General features: G+C 47.8%; 17 protein-coding genes. 1 reads left to right on the top strand and 16 read right to left on the bottom strand.

Annotated elements, in window-relative coordinates; translation table 11 throughout:
• Positions 1 to 8: 8 nt before the first annotated feature.
• From MKY35_RS05950 to thpR, 11 genes are all read right to left on the bottom strand, one after another.
• The gene (locus tag MKY35_RS05950; RefSeq protein WP_342445874.1) at positions 9 to 944 is read right to left on the bottom strand and encodes a glycosyltransferase; all 936 of its coding nucleotides are present in this window, start codon (positions 942 to 944) and stop codon (positions 9 to 11) included.
• Positions 944 to 1,642, bottom strand: coding sequence for a sugar transferase (locus MKY35_RS05945; RefSeq protein ID WP_013309152.1), 699 nt, complete (start codon positions 1,640 to 1,642; stop codon positions 944 to 946). The genes MKY35_RS05950 and MKY35_RS05945 overlap by 1 nt, the downstream gene beginning before the upstream one ends.
• Before the next feature lie 16 nt (positions 1,643 to 1,658).
• Complete coding sequence (gene galU / locus MKY35_RS05940) at positions 1,659 to 2,552, bottom strand: UTP--glucose-1-phosphate uridylyltransferase GalU (RefSeq protein WP_013309151.1); 894 nt, start codon at positions 2,550 to 2,552, stop codon at positions 1,659 to 1,661.
• Positions 2,553 to 2,591: 39 nt separating this feature from the next.
• Positions 2,592 to 3,230 (bottom strand): CpsD/CapB family tyrosine-protein kinase, encoded by a 639-nt coding sequence (locus MKY35_RS05935; protein ID WP_029516191.1) that lies wholly within the window; start codon positions 3,228 to 3,230, stop codon positions 2,592 to 2,594.
• Positions 3,214 to 3,957 (bottom strand): Wzz/FepE/Etk N-terminal domain-containing protein, encoded by a 744-nt coding sequence (locus MKY35_RS05930; RefSeq protein WP_029516190.1) that lies wholly within the window; start codon positions 3,955 to 3,957, stop codon positions 3,214 to 3,216. Before MKY35_RS05930 ends, MKY35_RS05935 begins: the two co-directional genes overlap by 17 nt.
• A gap of 281 nt (positions 3,958 to 4,238) precedes the next feature.
• A complete protein-coding gene (locus MKY35_RS05925) occupies positions 4,239 to 4,877 on the bottom strand; it encodes a response regulator transcription factor (RefSeq protein WP_165144639.1) in 639 nt (212 codons plus the stop codon).
• 116 nt (positions 4,878 to 4,993) lie between these two features.
• Positions 4,994 to 6,631, bottom strand: coding sequence for an ATP-binding protein (locus MKY35_RS05920; RefSeq protein ID WP_029516188.1), 1,638 nt, complete (start codon positions 6,629 to 6,631; stop codon positions 4,994 to 4,996).
• Positions 6,632 to 6,946: 315 nt separating this feature from the next.
• Positions 6,947 to 11,545, bottom strand: coding sequence for a glutamate synthase large subunit (gltB, locus tag MKY35_RS05915; protein WP_342445873.1), 4,599 nt, complete (start codon positions 11,543 to 11,545; stop codon positions 6,947 to 6,949).
• 464 nt (positions 11,546 to 12,009) lie between these two features.
• Complete coding sequence (locus MKY35_RS05910; protein WP_029516186.1) at positions 12,010 to 12,693, bottom strand: metal-dependent hydrolase; 684 nt, start codon at positions 12,691 to 12,693, stop codon at positions 12,010 to 12,012.
• Between the two features lie 154 nt (positions 12,694 to 12,847).
• Complete coding sequence (locus MKY35_RS05905; protein ID WP_029516185.1) at positions 12,848 to 13,660, bottom strand: cell wall hydrolase; 813 nt, start codon at positions 13,658 to 13,660, stop codon at positions 12,848 to 12,850.
• A gap of 101 nt (positions 13,661 to 13,761) precedes the next feature.
• Entirely contained in the window at positions 13,762 to 14,337 is a 576-nt protein-coding gene (thpR, locus tag MKY35_RS05900) for an RNA 2',3'-cyclic phosphodiesterase (RefSeq protein ID WP_342445872.1), read from the bottom strand.
• Between the two features lie 225 nt (positions 14,338 to 14,562).
• On the opposite strand from thpR, the gene MKY35_RS05895 reads away from it, so the two are divergent.
• Complete coding sequence (locus tag MKY35_RS05895; RefSeq protein WP_039269519.1) at positions 14,563 to 15,519, top strand: D-2-hydroxyacid dehydrogenase; 957 nt, start codon at positions 14,563 to 14,565, stop codon at positions 15,517 to 15,519.
• 4 nt (positions 15,520 to 15,523) lie between these two features.
• Here the strand turns inward: MKY35_RS05895 and MKY35_RS05890 are convergent, their stop codons facing one another.
• From MKY35_RS05890 to MKY35_RS05870, 5 genes are all read right to left on the bottom strand, one after another.
• A complete protein-coding gene (locus MKY35_RS05890) occupies positions 15,524 to 16,513 on the bottom strand; it encodes an RNA methyltransferase (RefSeq protein WP_342445871.1) in 990 nt (329 codons plus the stop codon).
• Positions 16,514 to 16,537: 24 nt separating this feature from the next.
• On the bottom strand, positions 16,538 to 17,479 hold the full coding sequence (locus tag MKY35_RS05885; protein WP_342446612.1) for an MsnO8 family LLM class oxidoreductase: 942 nt from the start codon (positions 17,477 to 17,479) through the stop codon (positions 16,538 to 16,540).
• A gap of 69 nt (positions 17,480 to 17,548) precedes the next feature.
• A complete protein-coding gene (gene dgt / locus MKY35_RS05880) occupies positions 17,549 to 18,964 on the bottom strand; it encodes a dGTP triphosphohydrolase (protein ID WP_342445870.1) in 1,416 nt (471 codons plus the stop codon).
• Between the two features lie 229 nt (positions 18,965 to 19,193).
• The gene (nikC, locus tag MKY35_RS05875) at positions 19,194 to 20,105 is read right to left on the bottom strand and encodes a nickel transporter permease (RefSeq protein WP_103048940.1); all 912 of its coding nucleotides are present in this window, start codon (positions 20,103 to 20,105) and stop codon (positions 19,194 to 19,196) included.
• 35 nt (positions 20,106 to 20,140) lie between these two features.
• Entirely contained in the window at positions 20,141 to 21,145 is a 1,005-nt protein-coding gene (locus MKY35_RS05870; protein WP_342445869.1) for an ABC transporter permease, read from the bottom strand.
• Between the last annotated feature and the right edge of the window lie 18 nt (positions 21,146 to 21,163).

The raw sequence follows: 21,163 nt of genomic DNA, 5'->3' as shown, positions 1-21,163 counted from the left end.
TCCATCTTTCACCCCGCAGCTGACTCGCTTTTCCGGTTGCGCAGTGTATCCAGCGTCCCACGGATACTTTCAAGCCTGCACCGGTTCAACAGCTTCCTGCCCTCACTACGTGCCAGCAGGGAATCCGCCGTGATGTATAACACTTTGGCTGCCGTCTTCGCCATCAGCATCGCGTTGCCGCGCAGACCTACGGCCTGAGCAGCGTTAGACATGCCCTGACAATAGTAGCGGTTCATGATCCATTCTTTCGTTAACCGTGAAGCCGGCACAAAATGTTCCACAGACATGTGTGGATGATACATAATCGTTCCACCATTTTTACGGATTTGCTCGAATACCCACGATTCTTCACCAGATAGAAGGATATCTCCCTTTCTGCCTAGATGAAGCGGGAACATAACGGCGGCAAAAGCCGTTTTGCGCATCGCCATATTCGCTCCAAATGGATTCAGTCCCGACGGGTATTCACGAACGGCTTTGCCCAGATCGATAATCGTGTAAGGCAGTTCAAGCGGGCCTGTCAGCCAACCCGGTCGTTCCGTCTCAAACATAGGGTCAATTTTCCCACCCATAGCCGTCAGCTCAGGATTGTTCCCGAATGCCGACATAATCGTTTGCAACCATGTAACACACGGAATTGCATCATCATCGAGAAAAGCAATGACTTCCGCTCTTGATAACGTAATGCCTGCATTACGAGCAGCAGACAGTCCTTGCTCTCGCTCATAATGATATCGGAGATGGATATTCGGACCATGTGCGACAGTGAACCTTTTGATCGTCGCCGCTGTATGATCGGTGGACCGATTATCGACCACAATGATCTCAGCCAGTGCAAGGTCTTCCAGCTCCAGCAGGGACATTAACGTTTTTTCCAGCAGATCCGCCCGGTTATAGGTGCAAATAACGACGGATACTGCGGGACATCGCTTGAATGCATCCATCAATAAGCATCCTTGGAGAACAGCATTTTAACGCCTGTTTTCATGATGATTTTCAAATCGAGCCACGTATTGCGTACATGAATATACTTCAAATCCATTTGCACCATTTCTTCGAAGCCTACACTGTTACGTGCGCTCACCTGCCAGTAACCCGTACATCCCGGTGTTACAATCAGGCGTTGCTTATCATAATCGGAATATTGCTCGACCTCGCTGGGCAACGGCGGACGCGGACCGACTAAAGTCATGTCGCCGACCAACACGTTCCACAGCTGCGGAATCTCATCAATACTCGTCTTGCGCAGAAAACTACCAATTTTCGTGATCCGAGGATCGTTTTTAATTTTGAACATGGCGCCGCTCACTTCATTCAGCTCCATCAAGTCCTTTTTCAATTCCTCAGCATTGGACACCATTGAACGGAATTTATACATATCGAATAACTTCTCATTCTTGCCCACCCGAGTTTGCTTGAAAAACACGCTTCCCTTTGGGTCTTCGAGCTTAATCAATACGCCTACCACTACAAAAAGCGGAAGCAAGACGATCAAGCCCACGAACGACAGCAGCATATCAAGGAGGCGTTTTGTGACCAGGTAGGACGTTTTATCCTGAATTTGTGTATTTCCGTATGGCATGTAAAACGCTTTACCTGACATGACAGCCTCGCCGTCCTCCGGTAAATTTTCCATGCTCATGCTGACGTACCCCCTCTCAACCTGCCGTGGTTGCTTTCTCGGTCTTTTTCAACCATTCATTCATAGCCTCCATAACCGGATACTTCAAATCATCGCTGGCAAGTGCAAATTCAAGTGTGGTTAAAATATATCCAAGACGCTCACCTACGTCATAGCGTGTGCCTTCAAAATCATAGGCGTACACACGCTCACTCTGATTCAGCTTTTGGATCGCATCCGTCAACTGAATTTCGCCGCCAGCTCCTTTTTCCTGAAGATCAAGATATTTGAAAATTTTCGGTGAGAACACGTAGCGACCCATAATAGCCAAATCGGATGGCGCTGTGCCTGGAGCTGGTTTTTCTATAAAATTATTCACTCGGTACAAGCGTCCGTCCTGCTGATCCGGTTCAATGATGCCGTACCGGTTCGTAAATTCCTGCGGTACCCGCTGCACACCGATAACCGAATTTTGTGTTTCCTCATACTGATCCATCAGCTGGCGCAGGCAAGGCTTCTGACCTGTTACGATATCATCGCCCAGCAGCACACCAAACGGCTCGTCCCCGATAAAGCGTCTTGCGCACCATACCGCATGTCCAAGACCTTTGGGTTCTTTTTGGCGAATGTAGTGAATTTCCACTCCCGAAGAACGCTGTACTTCCTCCAGAAGCTTCAGCTTTCCGTCCTCGAGCAGTTTTGACTCCAGCTCAAATGCGTTGTCAAAGTGATCCTCAATGGCACGTTTGCCTTTACCCGTAACGATAATAATGTCCTCAATACCAGAAGCAATTGCTTCTTCCACGATATATTGAATCGTAGGCTTGTTGATAATTGGAAGCATTTCCTTAGGCATCGCTTTGGTGGCAGGGAGGAAGCGCGTACCTAACCCTGCTGCTGGAATAATGGCCTTTTTCACTCTTTTCGTCATCGCACTCATTCTCCTTGCTTCATCGAATTTTGGTGTTGCTTACTTCACCTGATTCATCACAATTCCAACCAGCGTCGCACTGGCCTGCTCCATGAGTTGCTTTGTTTTGCGCAGATCTTCCCGTTTGGTACGACCATGTTTAGCAACGAGAATCACACCATCTGTCAAGCCTGCAATCAGGCGAGCATCCGTATAATTCAGCGCCGGAGCTGAATCGAGTAAGATGATGTCATATTCACGTTTGAGCTCTTCCAGCAGCTCAGCCATACGTTCGCTACCGAGCAGATCCGCTGCGTTGTACAGGGTGTCTCCACCGGGAACAACCGATAGCTCCAGACCACCATGCCTAACGATAGACTTGGAAGAAGCCCCACCGCGCAAATAAGCCGATAGACCTCCGGTATTCTCCATTCCGAATATCTCGTGCAGCGCTGGCTTATGCAGATTGCAATCCACCAGAGCCACCTTCTTGCCTTCTTGTGCAAAAGAAACTCCGATGTTGGCGAGCAGTGTTGTTTTACCCGCTCCGCTTTCCGGCGAGGTCAACAATAGAACCGTCCCACGGTCCTTTTGTCCAATCACCTGCTGCCGAATGTATGTACGGAGGGATCGAAATGATTCCGAGATATACGATGATGGATTACTTTCTGTAATCAACATGTCATTCAATCGCAGCATATTTACGCTCCCCTACCCGTTCTTTGGAATTTCCGGCTGCTCCATCGATGTCCTTCTTGCGAATGACTGGAATCGATGCAATTACCGGAATACCGATGTCTGCGTCTGCCTCTTTTTCCGAGCGCAGCGTGCCGTTAATGCTTTCCAGGAACACAATCGTGCCTAATGCAATCATCAGCGATACGAGAAAACTAATCGCAATATTCATGAGCGGGTTCCCATTAATCGGGTCAGGATTGGCCTGAGGATCCGCTTCATTTAAAATTTTTACATTATTCAATTCCATCAATCCCGGAACCGTCTGTACGAATTTCTGGGTAACCGCGTTTACAACCGCTGCGGCCTGTGGATAGCTCCCTGCCTCAAACGTCAAACCGATAACCTGACTTTTATCCGAGGATTTAATCTGCAGCTTTTCTGCCAACTTCTGCTGTGTCAAACCGAACTCGGGATGAGTCGCTACAACAGCGTCCATAATTTTAGGTGAAGTGAGAATTTGCTTGTAGCTTTCCACCAAATTAAGACTTGTGTTGACGTCGTTCAGATTGTTGCTCCCCTGCTTGGCGGAAATATGATTAACCAGCAGTTGGCTTGAAGCGGAGTAGACTGGCTTCACGACATTGTCGCTCACAAAGTATGTTGTTACACATGAGAGAATGACAAAAATCGCAATCAGCCACAATCTTCTTTTAATCAGGACTAGATAATCCAAAATGGTTTTCTCCACAAAAATCCTCCCTCCTATACAATTTCTCTTCATATTTAAGTATGACTTTATTGTAACAATTGGCTCTGTGAACGACATGGAACCGAATGGCACTTTCTCCCTCACTACAGGGGGAGGGAAATGTATACTTTCGGATACGGCATGGTATACTTTTGTACCATACATTGTTGATTATGGAAAAAGAAATCGAAAAAAGCCTCAAAATCACAAAAATTGGTGATTTTGAGGCTTTTCATTCCACTCGCATATGAAAGTGCAATGCAACTTATAGAGTCAGCGCATCATACAATGTTTGTTGGCTCGTACTTCGCCAGACCAATGGCATTGGCATACAACGCTGCCTGCGTGCGATCCGCCAGCCGCAGCTTGGCCAGGATCTGACTGACATGCTTTTTGACTGTAAACTCACTGATAAATAATCGGGATGCAATTTCACGATTGCAAGCTCCTTGTCCCAACTCGACCAGCACTTCCTTTTCCTTTGGCGTCAGGTCGTCCGTCAGATTGCCCGCATCTTCACGCAGCTTGTTTTCGAGAATAGCCGGATCATAATATTTGCGTCCTTTGTTGACAAGATGAATCGCGTAAATTAGTTCCTCAGGCAACGCTTCCTTAAGCACATAACCGTCCACGGAAGCTTCCTCTGCTTTCAGAAAATCTTCACGTGTTGCGGAAGAGGTCAGCAAAATAAATTTACTTCTGAAACCACGTCCACGCGCTATCTTGATAATATCCAGCCCTGATTCATCAGCTAGTTTCAAATCCAGCAGCACCAGATCCGGATCCGTTTCCTCAATCACCACAAGTGCTTCCTGTTGATTCTGGGCCTCTCCCGCAAACTGAACATTGGGCTGCATGGATATAACCGCAGCGAGTCCTTTCCGTACTAAAGGATGATCATCGACAATGACAATTTTCATGATTCGGCCTCCTGTCTACAGTTCAGGATTTGCATAATCCCTATGTATCCGATTGTTACCGCAGATTTTGTATTGCAGAATGTTCACACATTTTATTCGAGAATTTTGCAAAATCCTCATTCATAAGCATTTACCGGAATGGACAATCGGATCTGTGTTCCTTCTCCGATTCGACTTGAAATATCAAATTCGCCTCCCATCGATTGAGCTAAATATTCCATATTCATCATGCCCAGGCCCCCGCCTGCACTGACCGCCTCACCTCCTGCTACCATTCTCGCCGTCTCAAACCCTACTCCGTCGTCATGAATAGACAGTCTAATCACTTGGGGCGTCAATTTTAACTTCACATCAATTCGCTTGGCCAATCCATGACGGATTGCGTTCCCCGCCGCTTCGGAAATGATGCGGAACAAAGCCTTTTGGTACAAATACGGAAGTGAATAATGATCACCATGAATGTCAAAATCAATTTGTACATGATTCAGCTTGGATAGTGTATGCAGATGACTTTTCACCGTCCCTAACCAAGTTGAGCCTCCGCTTTTTTTCGAGCTTAGACTATGAATCGCCCCTTTCAGCTCTCTAACCGCTTGGTTGGCAGATTGCTGAATTAGATCAATTTGCTCCTCCACCTGCTCCTTTGGCTGATGACACCAGGTTTGCCGGAGAGAATGCGTTGCGTACACAATACCAAAAAGACTTTGAGAAACATTGTCATGCATTTCATTTGCAATCCGGTTCTGCTCATTCGTCACAATCAATTGATTCTCAATACGCTCCAGCTCATAGCGCTCCAAAAACACAGCACTCAGCTCAGCCAAGAATATCAGTTGTTGCACGAGCCAGCGTCTTCCTGTCAGACTTTGATCCGGTCCCAGCTTGAGGCCAATCGTCGCTACAAAGCGGGTCGTCATCGGTACGGTGATCATGAGAAAGTCGCCCCATTCTGGCAGATGTCTGAAAAATGGTTCGCGTTCTTCCCTGAACTCCTCCCGGTAATTCTCCAGTTCCTCGAATAGCTGCTCTTCCTCCTCCACCGTCCAGCCTGTCTGGCTGCTTGCCGGTGCATCCTCCTCCTGACTATCCAGCCAGAAAAATGCACGGCTCTGCTTGGTAAGCTTGACAGTGTAATCCGAGATGACCTGACCCAGATTTAATGCCTCATTATGGCTGGTCGTCTCCATGATGTGGTAAATCGACTTGATATGATCCATCGTCTCATTGGCTTGTTCTTTAGCCACCTTCAGTTCGTCCTTCATGACGCCGATAACCTGCATTGCCATCGTGGTTACGATCAATACCAGAAACAAATTAATGTTCTGCAATATAAGATCCCACAAAAAATATTGACCTGGTGTAAAAAAGATATAACAAAATGTAAGCACCAAACCGATATAAGAAAGTAGGAGCGTCCAGCTGTACCTCATAGATAGATGAGCACAAGCTACCAGCATGGGAGTAATCACATACCATTTGAACGGGCTATTTATCCCTCCGGTCGGGAATAACAACAAAATGATCCCTGCTGTTTCTAGTGCAATACTACATTTCAATACCATATCATGAAGTCTGTATTTACGGTAAATCCAAGTAAATGCTGTAACGGATAAAAATAGAAAACCAATCAGTAACAGCTTCTGCCACACGATTAATCTAGATGATTCGAACAGAAAAACAAGTGACGTTAAAGATAGTGATACATAACGGTATAGAAAAATCATTTTGTCTTCTGCTGACTTCCTCAACTTCATCCTGTCACCCTATTCTGTGTTTTGAAGGGACGATGGGCATATTAGGTTTGTGTACTCTAAAAAATCATAACCAATCCAAAAATAAATAACAAGACATAAACTCTTACGTAAACGGTTACATTCCAAAAAATTTGGTACTTTTTATAACATATTTACCGTTTCAGGAAAACATTTTGGGGGTAATGTCAGAATTTATGACGTTTGTCAAGGAAATAAATCACATTTTAGCGACCTAAAAAAGACTTGCTGGTACCACTGTGATTATCACAGCGGTATTCAGCGAGTCCTTTTTAAGTGAATCTGGTAGTCTACATTTTAGCCCCCGGCACGCGCTAATTCACGCATATTGGCTTCAAATGCTGCCAACAGAGCTTCATCTCCGCTCAAACCAGTTGCCTCTTCTTTTTGGATCTGTTCAACCATACGCTTGTAATCCTTTGGAATCACTCGTACAAACTGCTGAATCGCAGTCTGCCAATCATCCAAAATACGTTGTCCCGCTTCACTACCCGTGTAAGTGACATGGCGTTGAATCAAGCCGCGCAACTCCGCTGCTTCTGTAGGTTCTTCCACACCTTCCAGCAACACCATTTCCAGATTACAACGGCTCAGGAACGTCCCCTCAGGGTCATAGACATATGCAATACCTCCGGACATTCCAGCTCCAAAATTCCGTCCGGTTCCACCCAATACAGCTACACGTCCGCCTGTCATATATTCGCAACCATGATCTCCAACGCCCTCAACAACAATACGTGCGCCGGAGTTCCGAACGGCAAAGCGCTCGCCTGCGATTCCGCTAATGTAAGCTTCACCGCTGGTCGCTCCATACAAGGCTGTATTTCCGATAATAATGTTCTCTTCTGCCTTAAAGGTCGCTTTGTGAGACTTTTTCACAATAACCTTACCGCCAGATAGCCCTTTACCGACATAGTCATTGCTATCGCCTTCCACGCTCAACGTGATGCCTTTCGGAATAAATGCTCCGAAGCTCTGACCTGCCGATCCAATAAAGTTAAAGCGAATCGTATCCTCAGGCAGACCCGCCGCTCCATACTTACGGGTGACCTCGCTGCCCAGAATCGTCCCTACCGCCCGATTCACGTTTGTAATAGGTAAGGTACCCTCAACAGGCGTTCCGTTCTCCAGCGCTTCCGCAGCCATCGGTACGAGCTGCTGCATGTCGAGTGTTTCTTCCAGACCGTGATTTTGGCGTTGTACGCGGTAACGTACACTACCTTCTTCCAACTCAGGAACATGCAACAGCAAGCTCAGGTCTACGCCCTTCTTCTTCCAGTGCGAATCGGCGTTCACGGTATCCAGACAATCCGTACGTCCAATCATTTCCTGAATTGTACGGAAGCCCAATTCCGCCATAATTTCACGGACATCTTCTGCGATGAAACGCATAAAATTCACCACATGGGCAGGATCGCCCATATAATTTTTGCGTAGCTCCGGATTCTGCGTAGCCACACCAACCGGACATGTATCCATTTGGCATACCCGCATCATAATACAACCCAACGCTACGAGCGGCGCTGTAGAGAAGCCGTATTCTTCCGCGCCCAACAGGGCAGCTACTACCAAATCGCGGCCAGACAGCATCTTGCCGTCTGTCTCCAATACTACGCGGTCGCGCAGGTTGTTTAACATCAGCGTCTGATGCGTCTCCGCCAGACCCAGTTCCCAAGGCATACCCGCATGGCGGATGGAGCCTTGCGGGGAAGCGCCTGTACCACCGTCGTAACCGCTGACCAGAATAATGTCAGCACGGCCTTTTGCTACCCCTGTAGCAATCGTGCCTACGCCTACTTCCGACACCAGTTTCACGTTAATGTCAGCACGCGGATTGGCGTTTTTGAGATCATAGATGAGCTCTGCCAAATCCTCGATAGAATAAATATCGTGATGCGGCGGTGGTGAAATCAAACCTACTCCTGGCGTAGAACCACGTACCTCAGCGACCCAAGGGTATACCTTACGTCCTGGCAGTTGCCCACCTTCGCCCGGCTTCGCGCCTTGCGCCATTTTGATCTGAATTTCGTCGGCATTCACCAAGTAATTCGATGTTACACCGAATCGGCCCGACGCTACCTGCTTAATCGAACTGCGACGAGAATCGCCATTGGCATCCGGTATGAAACGTGCAGGATTCTCCCCACCTTCACCCGTATTGCTCTTGCCACCGATCCGATTCATCGCAATCGCCATATCTTCATGCGCTTCCTGACTGATCGAGCCAAAGGACATGGCTCCTGTCTTAAAGCGACGCATAATGGATGCAGCGGATTCCACTTCTTCCAGCGGCACAGGCTCACCCGTAGGCTTCAACTGAAGCATGGAGCGGATCGTTAAATGCTGTTCCGTTTCACCCTGCACCAGCTTGGCGTATTTCTTGTATAACTTGTAGTCACCCGAGCGAACCGACTGCTGGAGTAAATGCACCGTTTGCGGGTTAAACAAATGCTCCTCCCCATCGTTGCGCCATTGATAGTCGCCGCCCGAATCCAGCACCTTGTCGTTGCCGTCCTTGTCAGTGAAAGCACGGTTATGATGAACCAGCGCTTCCGTAGTCACTTCCTCCAGACCAATACCGCCAATGCGGGAAGGTGTCCAGGTGAAATAACGGTCAACAAAATCCTGCTTCAGACCTACAGCCTCAAAAATTTGTGCTCCACGGTACGACTGAATCGTGGAAATACCCATTTTGGACAATATTTTAACGACACCCTTCGTTGCCGCTTTAATATAATTTTTAACTGCCTTTTCGTGCGAGATGCCGCGCAGCAAGCCCTGCTGAATCATGACATCCAGCGTTTCAAAAGCCAGATACGGATTAACCGCGCTCACACCGTAGCCAAGCAGCACCGCGTAATGGTGAATATCCCTTGGCTCCCCAGACTCCAGCAAAATGCTCACACGTGTGCGTGTACCCTGCTTAATCAGATGGTGATGCAGGCTGGAAACAGCTAGCAACGCCGGAATGGCCGCATTTTCCGCATCCACTCCACGGTCAGACAAAATCAGGATGTTATGACCTTTGTCAATGACACGGTCAGCCGCCTCAAACAATCCTTCCAGCGCCTTGCGTAAGCCCTCAGCACCCTCCTTCGCTTCAAAGAAGATCGGGATCGTCATCGATTTGAAGCCAGGACGGTGTACGTGGCGAATTTTGGCAAACTCCTCATTCGATAGCACCGGCGAATCCAAACGAATCTGGCGACAGCTTTCCGGTTCTGGATGCAGCAAATTGCGCTCTGGTCCAATCGTAGTTGCGGTTGACGTTACAATCTCTTCACGAATGGCGTCAATCGGCGGGTTCGTGACTTGGGCGAACATTTGTTTAAAGTAATTGTACAAACGTTGCGGACGGTCAGACAGCACCGCCAATGGTGCATCGTACCCCATTGAACCAATCGGTTCTGCACCTGTAAGTGCCATCGGCTCCAGAACTTTGCGCAGTTCTTCAAACGTATATCCAAAAGCGAGCTGAAGCTGATTTACATTTTCATGTTTAGGCTCCGGCTGTTCTAGTGCTTCCGGCAGCTCATCCAGATCAACCAAGTGCTCATCCAGCCATTGCTGATAAGGTTCCTCGGAAGCGATACGTTCCTTTAACTCTTCGTCAGAAACGATACGGCCTTCTTGGGTATCAACCAATAGCATACGACCCGGACGGAGGCGATCCTTATAGAGCACATTTTCAGGAGCAATATCCAATACACCCGCCTCTGAAGACAGTGCGATCAGATCGTCCTTGGTCACATAGTAACGTGCAGGACGCAGACCATTGCGGTCGAGAATGGCTCCGATTTGGATACCGTCTGTAAACGCCATCGCAGCCGGTCCGTCCCACGGTTCCATCATGGTGCTGTGATATTCATAAAATGCCCGTTTCTTCGGGTCCATGGTTTCATGCTTATTCCAAGGTTCCGGCACCATCATCATAGCTACATGAGGAAGGGAACGTCCGCTCAGATACAGAAACTCCAGCGTATTGTCAAACATGGCTGTATCTGAGCCATCTGGGTTAATGACTGGTTTTACCTTCTTGATATCTCCGCCAAACGCTTCGCTTTCAAACTGCGCCTGGCGAGCATGCATCCAGTTCACGTTGCCGCGCATCGTATTAATTTCACCGTTGTGAATCATAAAACGATAAGGATGCGCACGGTCCCAGCTCGGGAACGTATTCGTGCTAAAACGGGAATGGACCAGCGCGATCGCCGATGTCACCCGATCATCCTGCAAATCCAGATAAAATTTGCCTACCTGCTCGGTTGTGAGCATTCCTTTGTATACAACCTTGCGACATGACAAACTTGGAATATAGAACGACTCACCGTTCTCATCCTCTTGGTTATAGCGAATAGCAAGCTCTGCACGTTTGCGAATGACATATAGTTTCCGTTCGAAGTCCAGCTCTTCCTTCAGATCGCTACTGCGACCGATGAATACCTGACGCACACCCGGTTTAGCTGCTTTTGCCGATTTGCCCAGCATTTCGTCATAAGTTGGAACATCGCGAAAACCCAAACAATTTTGACCTTCGTCCACGATGATATCTCTTAGCTTCTGCTCATGCACCTCACGAACTTTTGGATCATTGGATACAAAAAGCATACCCACGCCATAATGTCCGGCCTTTGGCAATTTGAAGCCCAATCGCTCCGCTTCCTCTTGAAAAAACAGATGAGGGACCTGAATCATAATCCCTGCTCCGTCACCGGAGTTTGGTTCACTTCCCTGACCGCCCCGATGCTCCATATTCACGAGCATGGTCAAAGCCTGACTTACAATATCGTGCGATGGTTTTCCCTTGATGTGGGCAACAAAGCCCATGCCGCAGGCGTCTTTTTCGAATTGGGGATCATATAGTCCCTGTTTGGGTGGTAAACCTGTCTGTCTCATGGAACGCAACCTTTCTGTTATAAAGTCATGCTGGCCTGAAATACAGGCGGCCGAATAGAAGACAGTGGCGACAAGAGGTAACTCAAAGAACAACTACGAGGAATGGGGGACAAAACATGTGACGTATTCAAGGCGGTACGGTCCGCCGAATGCGTATGTTTTTCAATAATTATGCAATGGCTTGACTTGAAAAATACGTCGATTCCACTGATGAATCTAATTAGTTCTATCATTTTATCATTGACCTATCATGTTAGCAATTCAAAGTTTTTATGATTGTGATAATAAATCTTTTACATTACAGCTTCAACGTATCAATGCAAATTTATCTCATTTTTATGTATAAATATTCACTTTTAAAAAAACAACCTTTCCTATTCCTCTAAGGAACAGAAAAGGCTGACAAAGGAGATATGATAAGTTTATAAGCAATCTAGTGTATTCACGCAAATCAGATATCCGTATTAAAATTCGAGACTTTCGCCGGGCTTCAATGCTTTCCCTTCAATGCCTTCTTTGTGCAGACGATCACAGAAGCCATCTCCGTCCTGCTCAATACCCGGGAACGTATTGTAATGCACCGGTATTACGCGGCTTGCACGCAGCCATTTTGCTGCCAGCAATGCATCCTCCGGTCCCATCGTATAACCATCTCCGATCGGCAATACCGCAGCATCGATGGAGTTAGTCTCTCCAATGAGACGCATGTCGCCAAACAGACCAGTATCCCCTGCATGGAAAAAGGTTTGGCCTCCCATGGTCAATAAAATCCCGGCCGGCTCTCCCATGTAAATGGTTTGTCCGTCCACCGTCAAAGATGAGCTGTGAAACGCAAGTGTGAATTTCACATGGAAACCGTCAAAGTGGTGACCCCCACCCAGATTCATACCGTGAGCTTTGGCCCCCAAGGATGAACAATATTCGGCCAGTTCCGCGACCGCGATTACTGGACAATCATTGCGCTTGGCAATTTCAACAGCATCTCCAAAATGATCGGCATGACCGTGTGTCAACAACACGGCATCCACCTGAATATCCTCGGCCTGTACGGTTGCTTTAGGATTTCCCGTCAAAAAAGGATCAATAATAATCCGTTTCCCCTCTGCCTCTACCAGTACAACTGAATGTCCATAATATGTGATTTTCATATCATCTACGCCTCCTTTGTCACTTTCATTATTTGGGTTACTTTCCTTTACCTATTATACCTCTTTTGCATACTGGCTTCACCTGTACCACAAAATCCGTTCACAAAGCTGAACCCTATTGTTTAGAAAGGGCTGTTATTTGTAGAGGGTGCCTTTATTTATAAAAGGTATGATGACCGATCGTTTTCACCTTGGTACGGGAATGATGAACCGTAAGGTCCTGAGCCAACGTAAGCGACAGGAAAAAACAGGTGTTATCAGGCACGGCTTTATGGCCGTTCAAAGCAGCAGTAACCGCACGGATGCTGTCCTGGTTGGGCTGAACACGACGAAGACGCCCGTTCGCGACCGGACTAAATTGCGCTTTTTGATAAATCACTGCCTGAATCGTATCGGGAAATGGGGCTGACCGCAGCCGGTTTAAGACAACGTTGGCAACTGCCACTTTGCCTTCGTACGGTTCGCCTTCTGCTTCTGCCATCACTATTTTTTGCAGCAGGAGCAGTTCTTTAGCGGAGACAGTATAGCTCCAGGTAGACAACGCCTTGTCATCCTGCGTGAGCATTTTTGTCTTCGTAAAGTAGATGGTTGTAGGAGGGGTTAGGATTGCGGACTTGCTATGCTGGACCTCAGGCTTTTTCTTGCCTGTAGCAACGTTATTCCGAGCTTGTTCCGCCTGCTTCATCTGGGAAGCGGGTAACGGAGTCGGCATGATTTCTTTCCAGCTTGGCTGCCCATGAGCAGCAACAAAGATGGGGCTTGTCCTGTTAGACCCTTTATGGGTCCCCATCCTGTCGCCATATGTAGGAGCTGCAGAGTTCCCTGACCAGCTCAGAGAATGCATGGATGCATTTTTATGATTATTCTGTGTTTGCTGAACCTCAGCGTAGAGGCCTATCCCCAATATACAAACAAGCAGCACACTCAAAAGAGGTGCAAACCAACGATGTTCTTTAATAATTTCCATAATGTTCCTCCCGTTAACTTAAGCACATTCCTCAGATATGTAACCCAAAATGCGCTTTTTGAATAACGCTGAAACACTATATCACTAAATTCGCTGATAGATCAAGGGTTTCGCCTCATTAATGGGAATGTTTGAATTATTTGGTACATTGGTTTTTGACCCAATCGTGTTGCATATAAAACAAATTCTCCCACTTCCCAAGGCCCGCCGCTTCGGTCATTGGGCTGCCACACAGAAGCTGGAACGGGCTGTCCCCCTGTGTACGAACGTGCTACGGTGATATGAGGCCGATAGGGTCTGTCCTCAGGTTTAAAACCAAGCGGTTTGGTAGCACGAAGTATAGACTGATATAGCTGCTCTAGCGACTCTCGCTGTCCAGTCACTCCTTTCCAGAGTACACGTGGAAATTCTTCACGGCCAAAAAAACCTGCTTCCCCAATGCCAAGTGTGAACGGGTGATGCTCAGCTGCCGCTTGAACTAAAACCTGCTCAAGTTTCGGGATAACCGAGGTCTCCACATCACCCAAAAACTGAAGTGTCACGTGGTAATCTCTGAAATCAACCCATTTGCGAAAAGAAAGATCACTCAAATCCTGCTCCACCCAATGATGTAAGTTCTTCTTGTGCTCATTTGGGAGAGCAATAGCTGTAAAAAGTCTTTGCGATTCATCTTTCATCAACCTTTACCTCCTTTGCTATAGATATTTGTGGATATCTCAAAAGCAGCTGTTTGGATTGTCCCTAATCAGGGTAAAGCCATTTGTTGTTATATATAGTGACACCGCGAGCTCGTTTTTATCCTTCTTATGCAATTTTTTCAGCAATCTGTTATTCTTGAAAAGATGGTTCGCCAGAATATATTGGAAACTCCAAGGAATCAAAAATCGAGGAGGCTATGAACTATGGGAAACATTTTAAGCTTACATCAACTGACGGAAGAGCAAAAAAAACAAGTTCGTGCAGCAGCTTCGGGCTACGAGTTGATTATTGGCAAAGCTCAGGAATTAGAGTCTAAACAAATCCGGGAGGCCGAGATTATTCTGGGCTGGTCCAAGCATATTGCCGAAGATGCATTACATCCAGACAGCAAGCTGAAGTGGATACAAACCTGGTCGGCTGGGATTGATAAGCTACCGCTTACCGAATTGGAGAAGCGTAACATTTTACTCACGAATACGAGTGGTGTGCATGCCATTCCAATTACAGAGCAGATCTTTGGAATGCTGCTATCGCATACACGTTATTTACAGCAAGCAGCTCTCTTGCAGCGTCAGAAAACATGGCAACCACCGAAAGGCCAACTGACGGAATTACGTGGCAAAACGCTGTTGATTACAGGCGTTGGCGAAATTGGCCGTGAAACAGCGCGAATTGCAGAATCCTTTGGCATGCGGGTAATCGGAGTCCGGCGTTCTGGCAAGGAAGCTCCCCATGTAGAGCATATGTATACTAACGAACAACTACACGATGCATTGGGAGCAGCGGATATCGTGGTAAATATATTGCCATTCACCGAGGAGACTCATCACTTCTTTGACGAAAAAGCATTTGCAGCTATGCGTAAGGGAGCCTTCTTCATTAATGTAGGTCGCGGTGGAACCGTTCATACGGATGCGCTTGTACGCTCTTTGGAGCAAAAGCATATTGCCTTTGCCGGACTGGATGTATTCGAGGAAGAACCACTACCTGCGTCACATCCACTATGGAGTCTGGACCATGTTTTGATCACACCGCATATTGCAGGCGATACGGACCGATACGCCGAACGGGCGGTAGATATTTTTCTTACTAATTTGAATGCCTATGCCGCTGATCAGGAACTACCGCTGAATTTGGTTAACTATAAAACTCAGTATTAACACACTACTTACAGATCCAGATTTCCCGACTCATACCTGTCTTATGTATGCGGCATTGCTCCGTAAGGGTCCAACCTGACTCGGATAACAATGTTTCCATCGGCTCCGTGCTCACGACCACCGCCCGCGCGGCCAAGCGTCTCAGACTGCGCAGCATTTTCTTTTGTTCATCAGCCGGGAGCACGGAGCACAGGTTATAGGGCATATCCAATATGGCCGCATCGTATGTGCCTTCGAGCATATTCATATCCCCGAGCTTCACTAGATCTTCTTCTTCATAACCAAAATGGCGCAAATTCACTCGTGCCCCACGCACCGCCAACGGGTTGATGTCACAACCGCGAATATCCTTTCCCATACTCAATGCCTCAATCATTACATTACCCATACCACAACACGGGTCTAGCAGTTTTAATGAGCCTGACTTTCCCTTTGCGGCTGTTAGATCCGTTGCTGCCAAATTCACAAGTGCTCTGGCTACTAGAACGGGTAGTCCAGTAGAATAATTTTGCGGCTTCTGACGACGTTCCTGCCACGATCTGTCGCTATAGTGACACATGCCCAGTAGCCACCGTTCTCCTATCCGAATAACACCTAGGGTGATATCCGGTGTCCTCATTTCCGCCTGGCCATGAATGCGTGCACCAATTCGCCGTTCGATCCCGCGCCGCTCGTCATAGTCGGCCTCATGGTCACCTTCTTTAAGGCACAACACCTTGAAAGTCTTTCCTTCCTCAAGCTGTAACATAGAGGCCGCTTCGCATAGCTCTTCCAGTGTTCCCACATCTGTCACTACATCCAGCCGAAGATGAATAAACGGGCTCGTCCCCGGTTCCAGCCGCCGATGGGACAACAGGATGGAATCCTGCACGGGCGGCTGACCGAACAAACATTTTAATTCCAAAAGACATAACTCACGCTCTGTTTCATGACACGCATAGGTATATATGTAGCTTGGTTTCATTTTATCGATATTCGTTTTCTGTTTATTCATGTCAGATCTCTTTTCATCTTTTCATTAGGAATCAAGACTACAATTCACAGCCTCCGCTATCAGTCGGTAGGAATGAAGCCGCTGCTCATAATCGGGAATCGGTGTGACCAATAGAAACTCATCATTATCATATTTAATCTGCAAGCCGCGTAACTGTTCGGCAATAACCGCCGGCGTTCCCACCAGCCAGCTGGCCCGCATTGCCGGGTCGCCCAATGTAATCTGAGCAGCCCATTGCTGCGCCAGCTCATCCGTCAAGGCACATACTGCGCCTACAGCAACCATGGTACGTGGCTTGTCTATCCGGTTGGATGGCTGAAAGCTGGAGCGGTAAATGCTGAGCATTTCTTCTGTTTGCTGTTCACTCATAAACTGACCGAATACATAGCCTGTTGAATACTGGGCGGCATATTCGGCACTTTTTCGGTTTGTACCCAGCATCCACACTGCTGGCGGCTGTTCAGGCATCGGCCGAGCTAACACAGGCACCTGCTCATATTCGTAAGTACCTTCCAGCAAAGCCAATAGAGCTTCCATCGTCTGTGGCAGCTCCGTCACATGTTGAAGAAAATTGCCGCTCAGTGCCATCGAAGCATGAGGTCCCCCACCAGGTGCTCTCCCCAGACCCAATTCGACTCTGCCAGGATATAGAGCGGCCAGCAGATGAAACCATTCCGCGACCTTGACTGGACTATAATGCGGAAGCAAAATAGCACCCGCACCCAGTTTGATTGTCTTCGTCACCGCCCCGATATGAGACAGCAGCACTTCCGGGCTGGAGGAAGCCAGCCCCTCCATATCATGGTGCTCCGAGGTCCAGTAGCGTGTATATCCCCACGCTTCTGCCTGTCTCGCTAGTTCGCCAGCTCGTTGAACCGCCTGCTCCGGACGGTTACCGGGCAGCAACGGCACCATATCGAGCACACCGAGATTCAACCTTTTTATAGATAAAGACCGAGATGGCATAGACACAATCCTCCCTCCTACTATCCGCTACAAACCAGTTTCTTCTACTATATAGGGGGAATTTAAAGGTTAATCCAGATCATAAATGGAACCCACCTTCAGGCCGTATAACTCATTATAGATTTTTTCAGCAAAAGCATCGGTCATGCCTGCAATATAGTCTATGACCATATGCTCCCATGTCCAGATCGGCTTCGTCTTGGCTTGGTCGCGCTCATAGCGCTGGAGCCAGTCGCTTGGAATAATAGATTTGGATGTTTCCGGGTCCAGAAAAGCCAACCAAAGTCGTTTGAGCATCCACTCACTCCGTTTTTGCAGTCGCTGTACGCGCAGATCGCGGATCATCGTAACCCAAGCAAAGCTTTTCAATACACTCACCGTACGCAGCATATCCAAATCTTCGTTTCCATCCCGTACAAAGGTCACTTTTTTCCAATTTCCATCATCAATGACACCCAAGCTGCTGACAAACAGACTGACCCAGTATGCCTTCACTTCACGGCGGGTCCGGGAATAATCGTGTTCACACATCGGCATCTTGCCATTCCACACCTTCAAAAATTCACTCAGCACAGCCGCTACCTTCTGCTCAATCTGAGCCAGTTGCCAGCCTTGCCAGAAGCTATCCTCCAACGTGGTGATTTTCTCCGTAATCAGACGAATTAAATACGGATCATACAAGAAGTGCTCGTGCACCTCGATTTTTCCAGCCTTAATCCCATCCTCCAAATCATGCGCAGAATAAGCGATATCGTCGCACAGGTCCATAAGCTGGGCTTCCAGCGTTTTTTTACCATCAGGGATACCCCAATCGTCGCGGATGGAACGTATATATTCCCACTCATGCAGATACAACCCTTTTTTGTTCAGAATCCCTGGGTACGGGTATTTGTTGATCCCCAGTAACACAGCGTCCGACAAATTCAAACCATCCACGTTCTCACGCTTCTCCAAAAACATAATCAGCCGGAAATTGTGCGCGTTCCCTTCAAAATGCTCATAAATTCGTCGCTCACGCGCATAGGCCTCCTGTCCACGCTTGGACTCCGGTGTGAAGCCTCCGGCAGAGGATATCTTTTCTACCTTTGTTTCAATCAGTTGATCCAAAATCCCGTCCAGTACTTCTTCTCCCTTGTGTCCGAACGGGGGATGGCCAAAGTCATGTGCGATGGAAGCACATTCTACCACTTCAGGGTCAATGATCAGTCCTGCGTTATCTGCCTGTTCCAGCTCTACTTCAGGATGGCGGCGCAGCAAGCTTCGGGATGCTTCACGCGCAATTTGCGCTACCTCCAAGGAATGCGTCAGTCGTGTGCGATAATAATCGCCCGTGCCTGCACCAAATACCTGTGATTTACCCTGCAACCGACGGAAAGTCGGTGAATGAATCAAACGGGAGTAATCCCGTTCATATGCGGCCCGTGAAGCGTCGCTTCGTGTCTGTTCCGCAAATTGCCGATGCTCTCTCTTGTCCTGCCATGTCATAAATCCCACTCCCTACGTACTCAATTGGAGTGATTATACATTTTTTTCGCGCTACATGAAAGCTCACATGACTTTCATCTGTAAAAGTTACTTTTAACGCCACTTCGCAGTCGGATGGTGCTTTCTACTCCAATACGAAAAATGTCACATAAAAGAGGTGTTCCCCAGCCATTTGCTTCAGGCCAGAGAACACCTTTTACTCAGCTTTATATACCTCATCGCTTTTGTTCTAACGCTTCGCCCTCGGGTCCAATACATCCCGCAGCCCATCACCCATCAGATTAAAGCCCAATACGGTCAGCATGATAGATATCCCCGGAAAGATAACTGTCCACGGCGCGTTCTGGATATATTGCCGCGAATCGGACAACATTTTACCCCACTCTGGCTCAGGAGGTTGTGCACCCAAGCCTAGAAATCCAAGCGCTGCCGCTTCAATGATAGCCGTTCCGATCCCCAACGTTCCCTGTACGATGATTGGTGTCAGGCTGTTAGGCAAAATATAACGGAGGATGATTCGTGTATTATTGGCTCCAAGCGCTCTAGCAGAAGTGATATACTCCTCTGTTTTGACACTCAGCACCTTAGAGCGAACTAACCGTCCATACGTTGGCACATTGACAATGGCAATGGCGTACAACGCATTTTCCAATGAAGGCCCTAGAATGGCCACAATAGCAATGGCCAGCAAAATCCCCGGAAATGCCAGTAAAATGTCGAATAGCCGCGAGATGGCCATATCTGCCCATTTTCCGTAAAATCCTGCGATTAAACCTAAGGCTGTTCCTACAATCATTGAACCAATAACGGACAAGAAACCGACCCACAACGAGATTCTGGCTCCATACAGGGTGCGAGTCAGTAAATCTCGACCGAGATCATCCGTACCGAACCAATGCTCCGCAGAAGGAGGCTGCAAACGGCTCACCAAATTTTGCTCTTTATAGTCAAAAGGAGCAATCCACGGCGCGATCAAAGCAATGATAACAAAGAAGATAATAATGCTCAGGCCGACGAACGCCATTTTATTGTGACGGAAAGCCCTCCATGCGTCTCTCCAAGGGCCAGTCACAACAGGCAAATGCGCCAATGTGCTACGTGTCGTCGGTATATTGTTGGGTTCCATTGAAAATTGTGACATCGGACAAGCTCCCCCTTGAACAATTGACGACTTGATTACTGATAACGGATACGCCGGTCAAGCACCGCGTACAACAAATCGACAATCAGATTAATGATGACGAACAGGAACGCTATGATCAGAATTCCGCTTTGAATAACCGGATAGTCACGCGAGCTGATCGCTTCAAAAATGTACCGTCCGATGCCGGGCCAGGCAAAAATGGTTTCTGTCAGTACCGCGCCTCCCAGTAGTGAGCCAGTCTGAAGACCGATGACAGTAAGTACGGGGATCGCAGCATTTTTAAGCGCATGTTTGTACACGACTTGAAAAGATGCCAGCCCCTTCGCCCGAGCCGTACGGATATAGTCCGCATCCATAACCTCCAGCATGCTGGAACGGGTAATGCGCGCAATGACCGCCATTGGAATCGTTCCAAGTGCGATACTGGGCAGGATCAAATGCTTGATGACGGTCCACACCTGATCCATACGCCCACCTATGAACGCATCAATCACGGCTAAATGTGTCACAGCTTCCACCGGATCACGGGAATTCATGCGTCCGATGGAAGGAAGCCAATGCAGCTTATTTGCAAATATCCATTGCTCCATCAAGCCCAGCCAAAAAATCGGCATCGATACTCCGACCAGTGCAATGACCATGCTAACATAGTCAAACCAGGAATTTCGCTTCCAGGCGCTCACGATACCGGCGTTCATTCCGACAACGATGGCAAAAAACATGCTTGCTACTGTCAACTCCAGCGTAGCCGCCAGATAAGGAACCATTTCCCGGGCAATCGGCTGCTTGGTGCGAATGGAATCGCCCAAGTCCCCCTGTGCCAGCTCACCTAAATAGGCCCCATATTGCTGTAACCACGGCTTATTCAGCCCCAATTGCTCACGTAGCGCCTGCTTGGACTGTTCCGTAGCCTTATCTCCCAGTATAGTTTCCGCCGGATCTCCCGGAATGGCATGAATAATGAAAAAAACGATGAGCGTCATGCCCAGCAATACTGGAATCAATATGGCCAGTCTTTTTACAATATATGAGTTCATATCCTATTCACCGCCTGC

The sequence above is a fragment of the Paenibacillus sp. FSL L8-0638 genome (assembly GCF_038593075.1).
Taxonomy (GTDB): Bacteria; Bacillota; Bacilli; order Paenibacillales; family Paenibacillaceae; genus Paenibacillus; species Paenibacillus polymyxa_D.
This window is presented reverse-complemented; position numbering and strand designations above follow the sequence as displayed.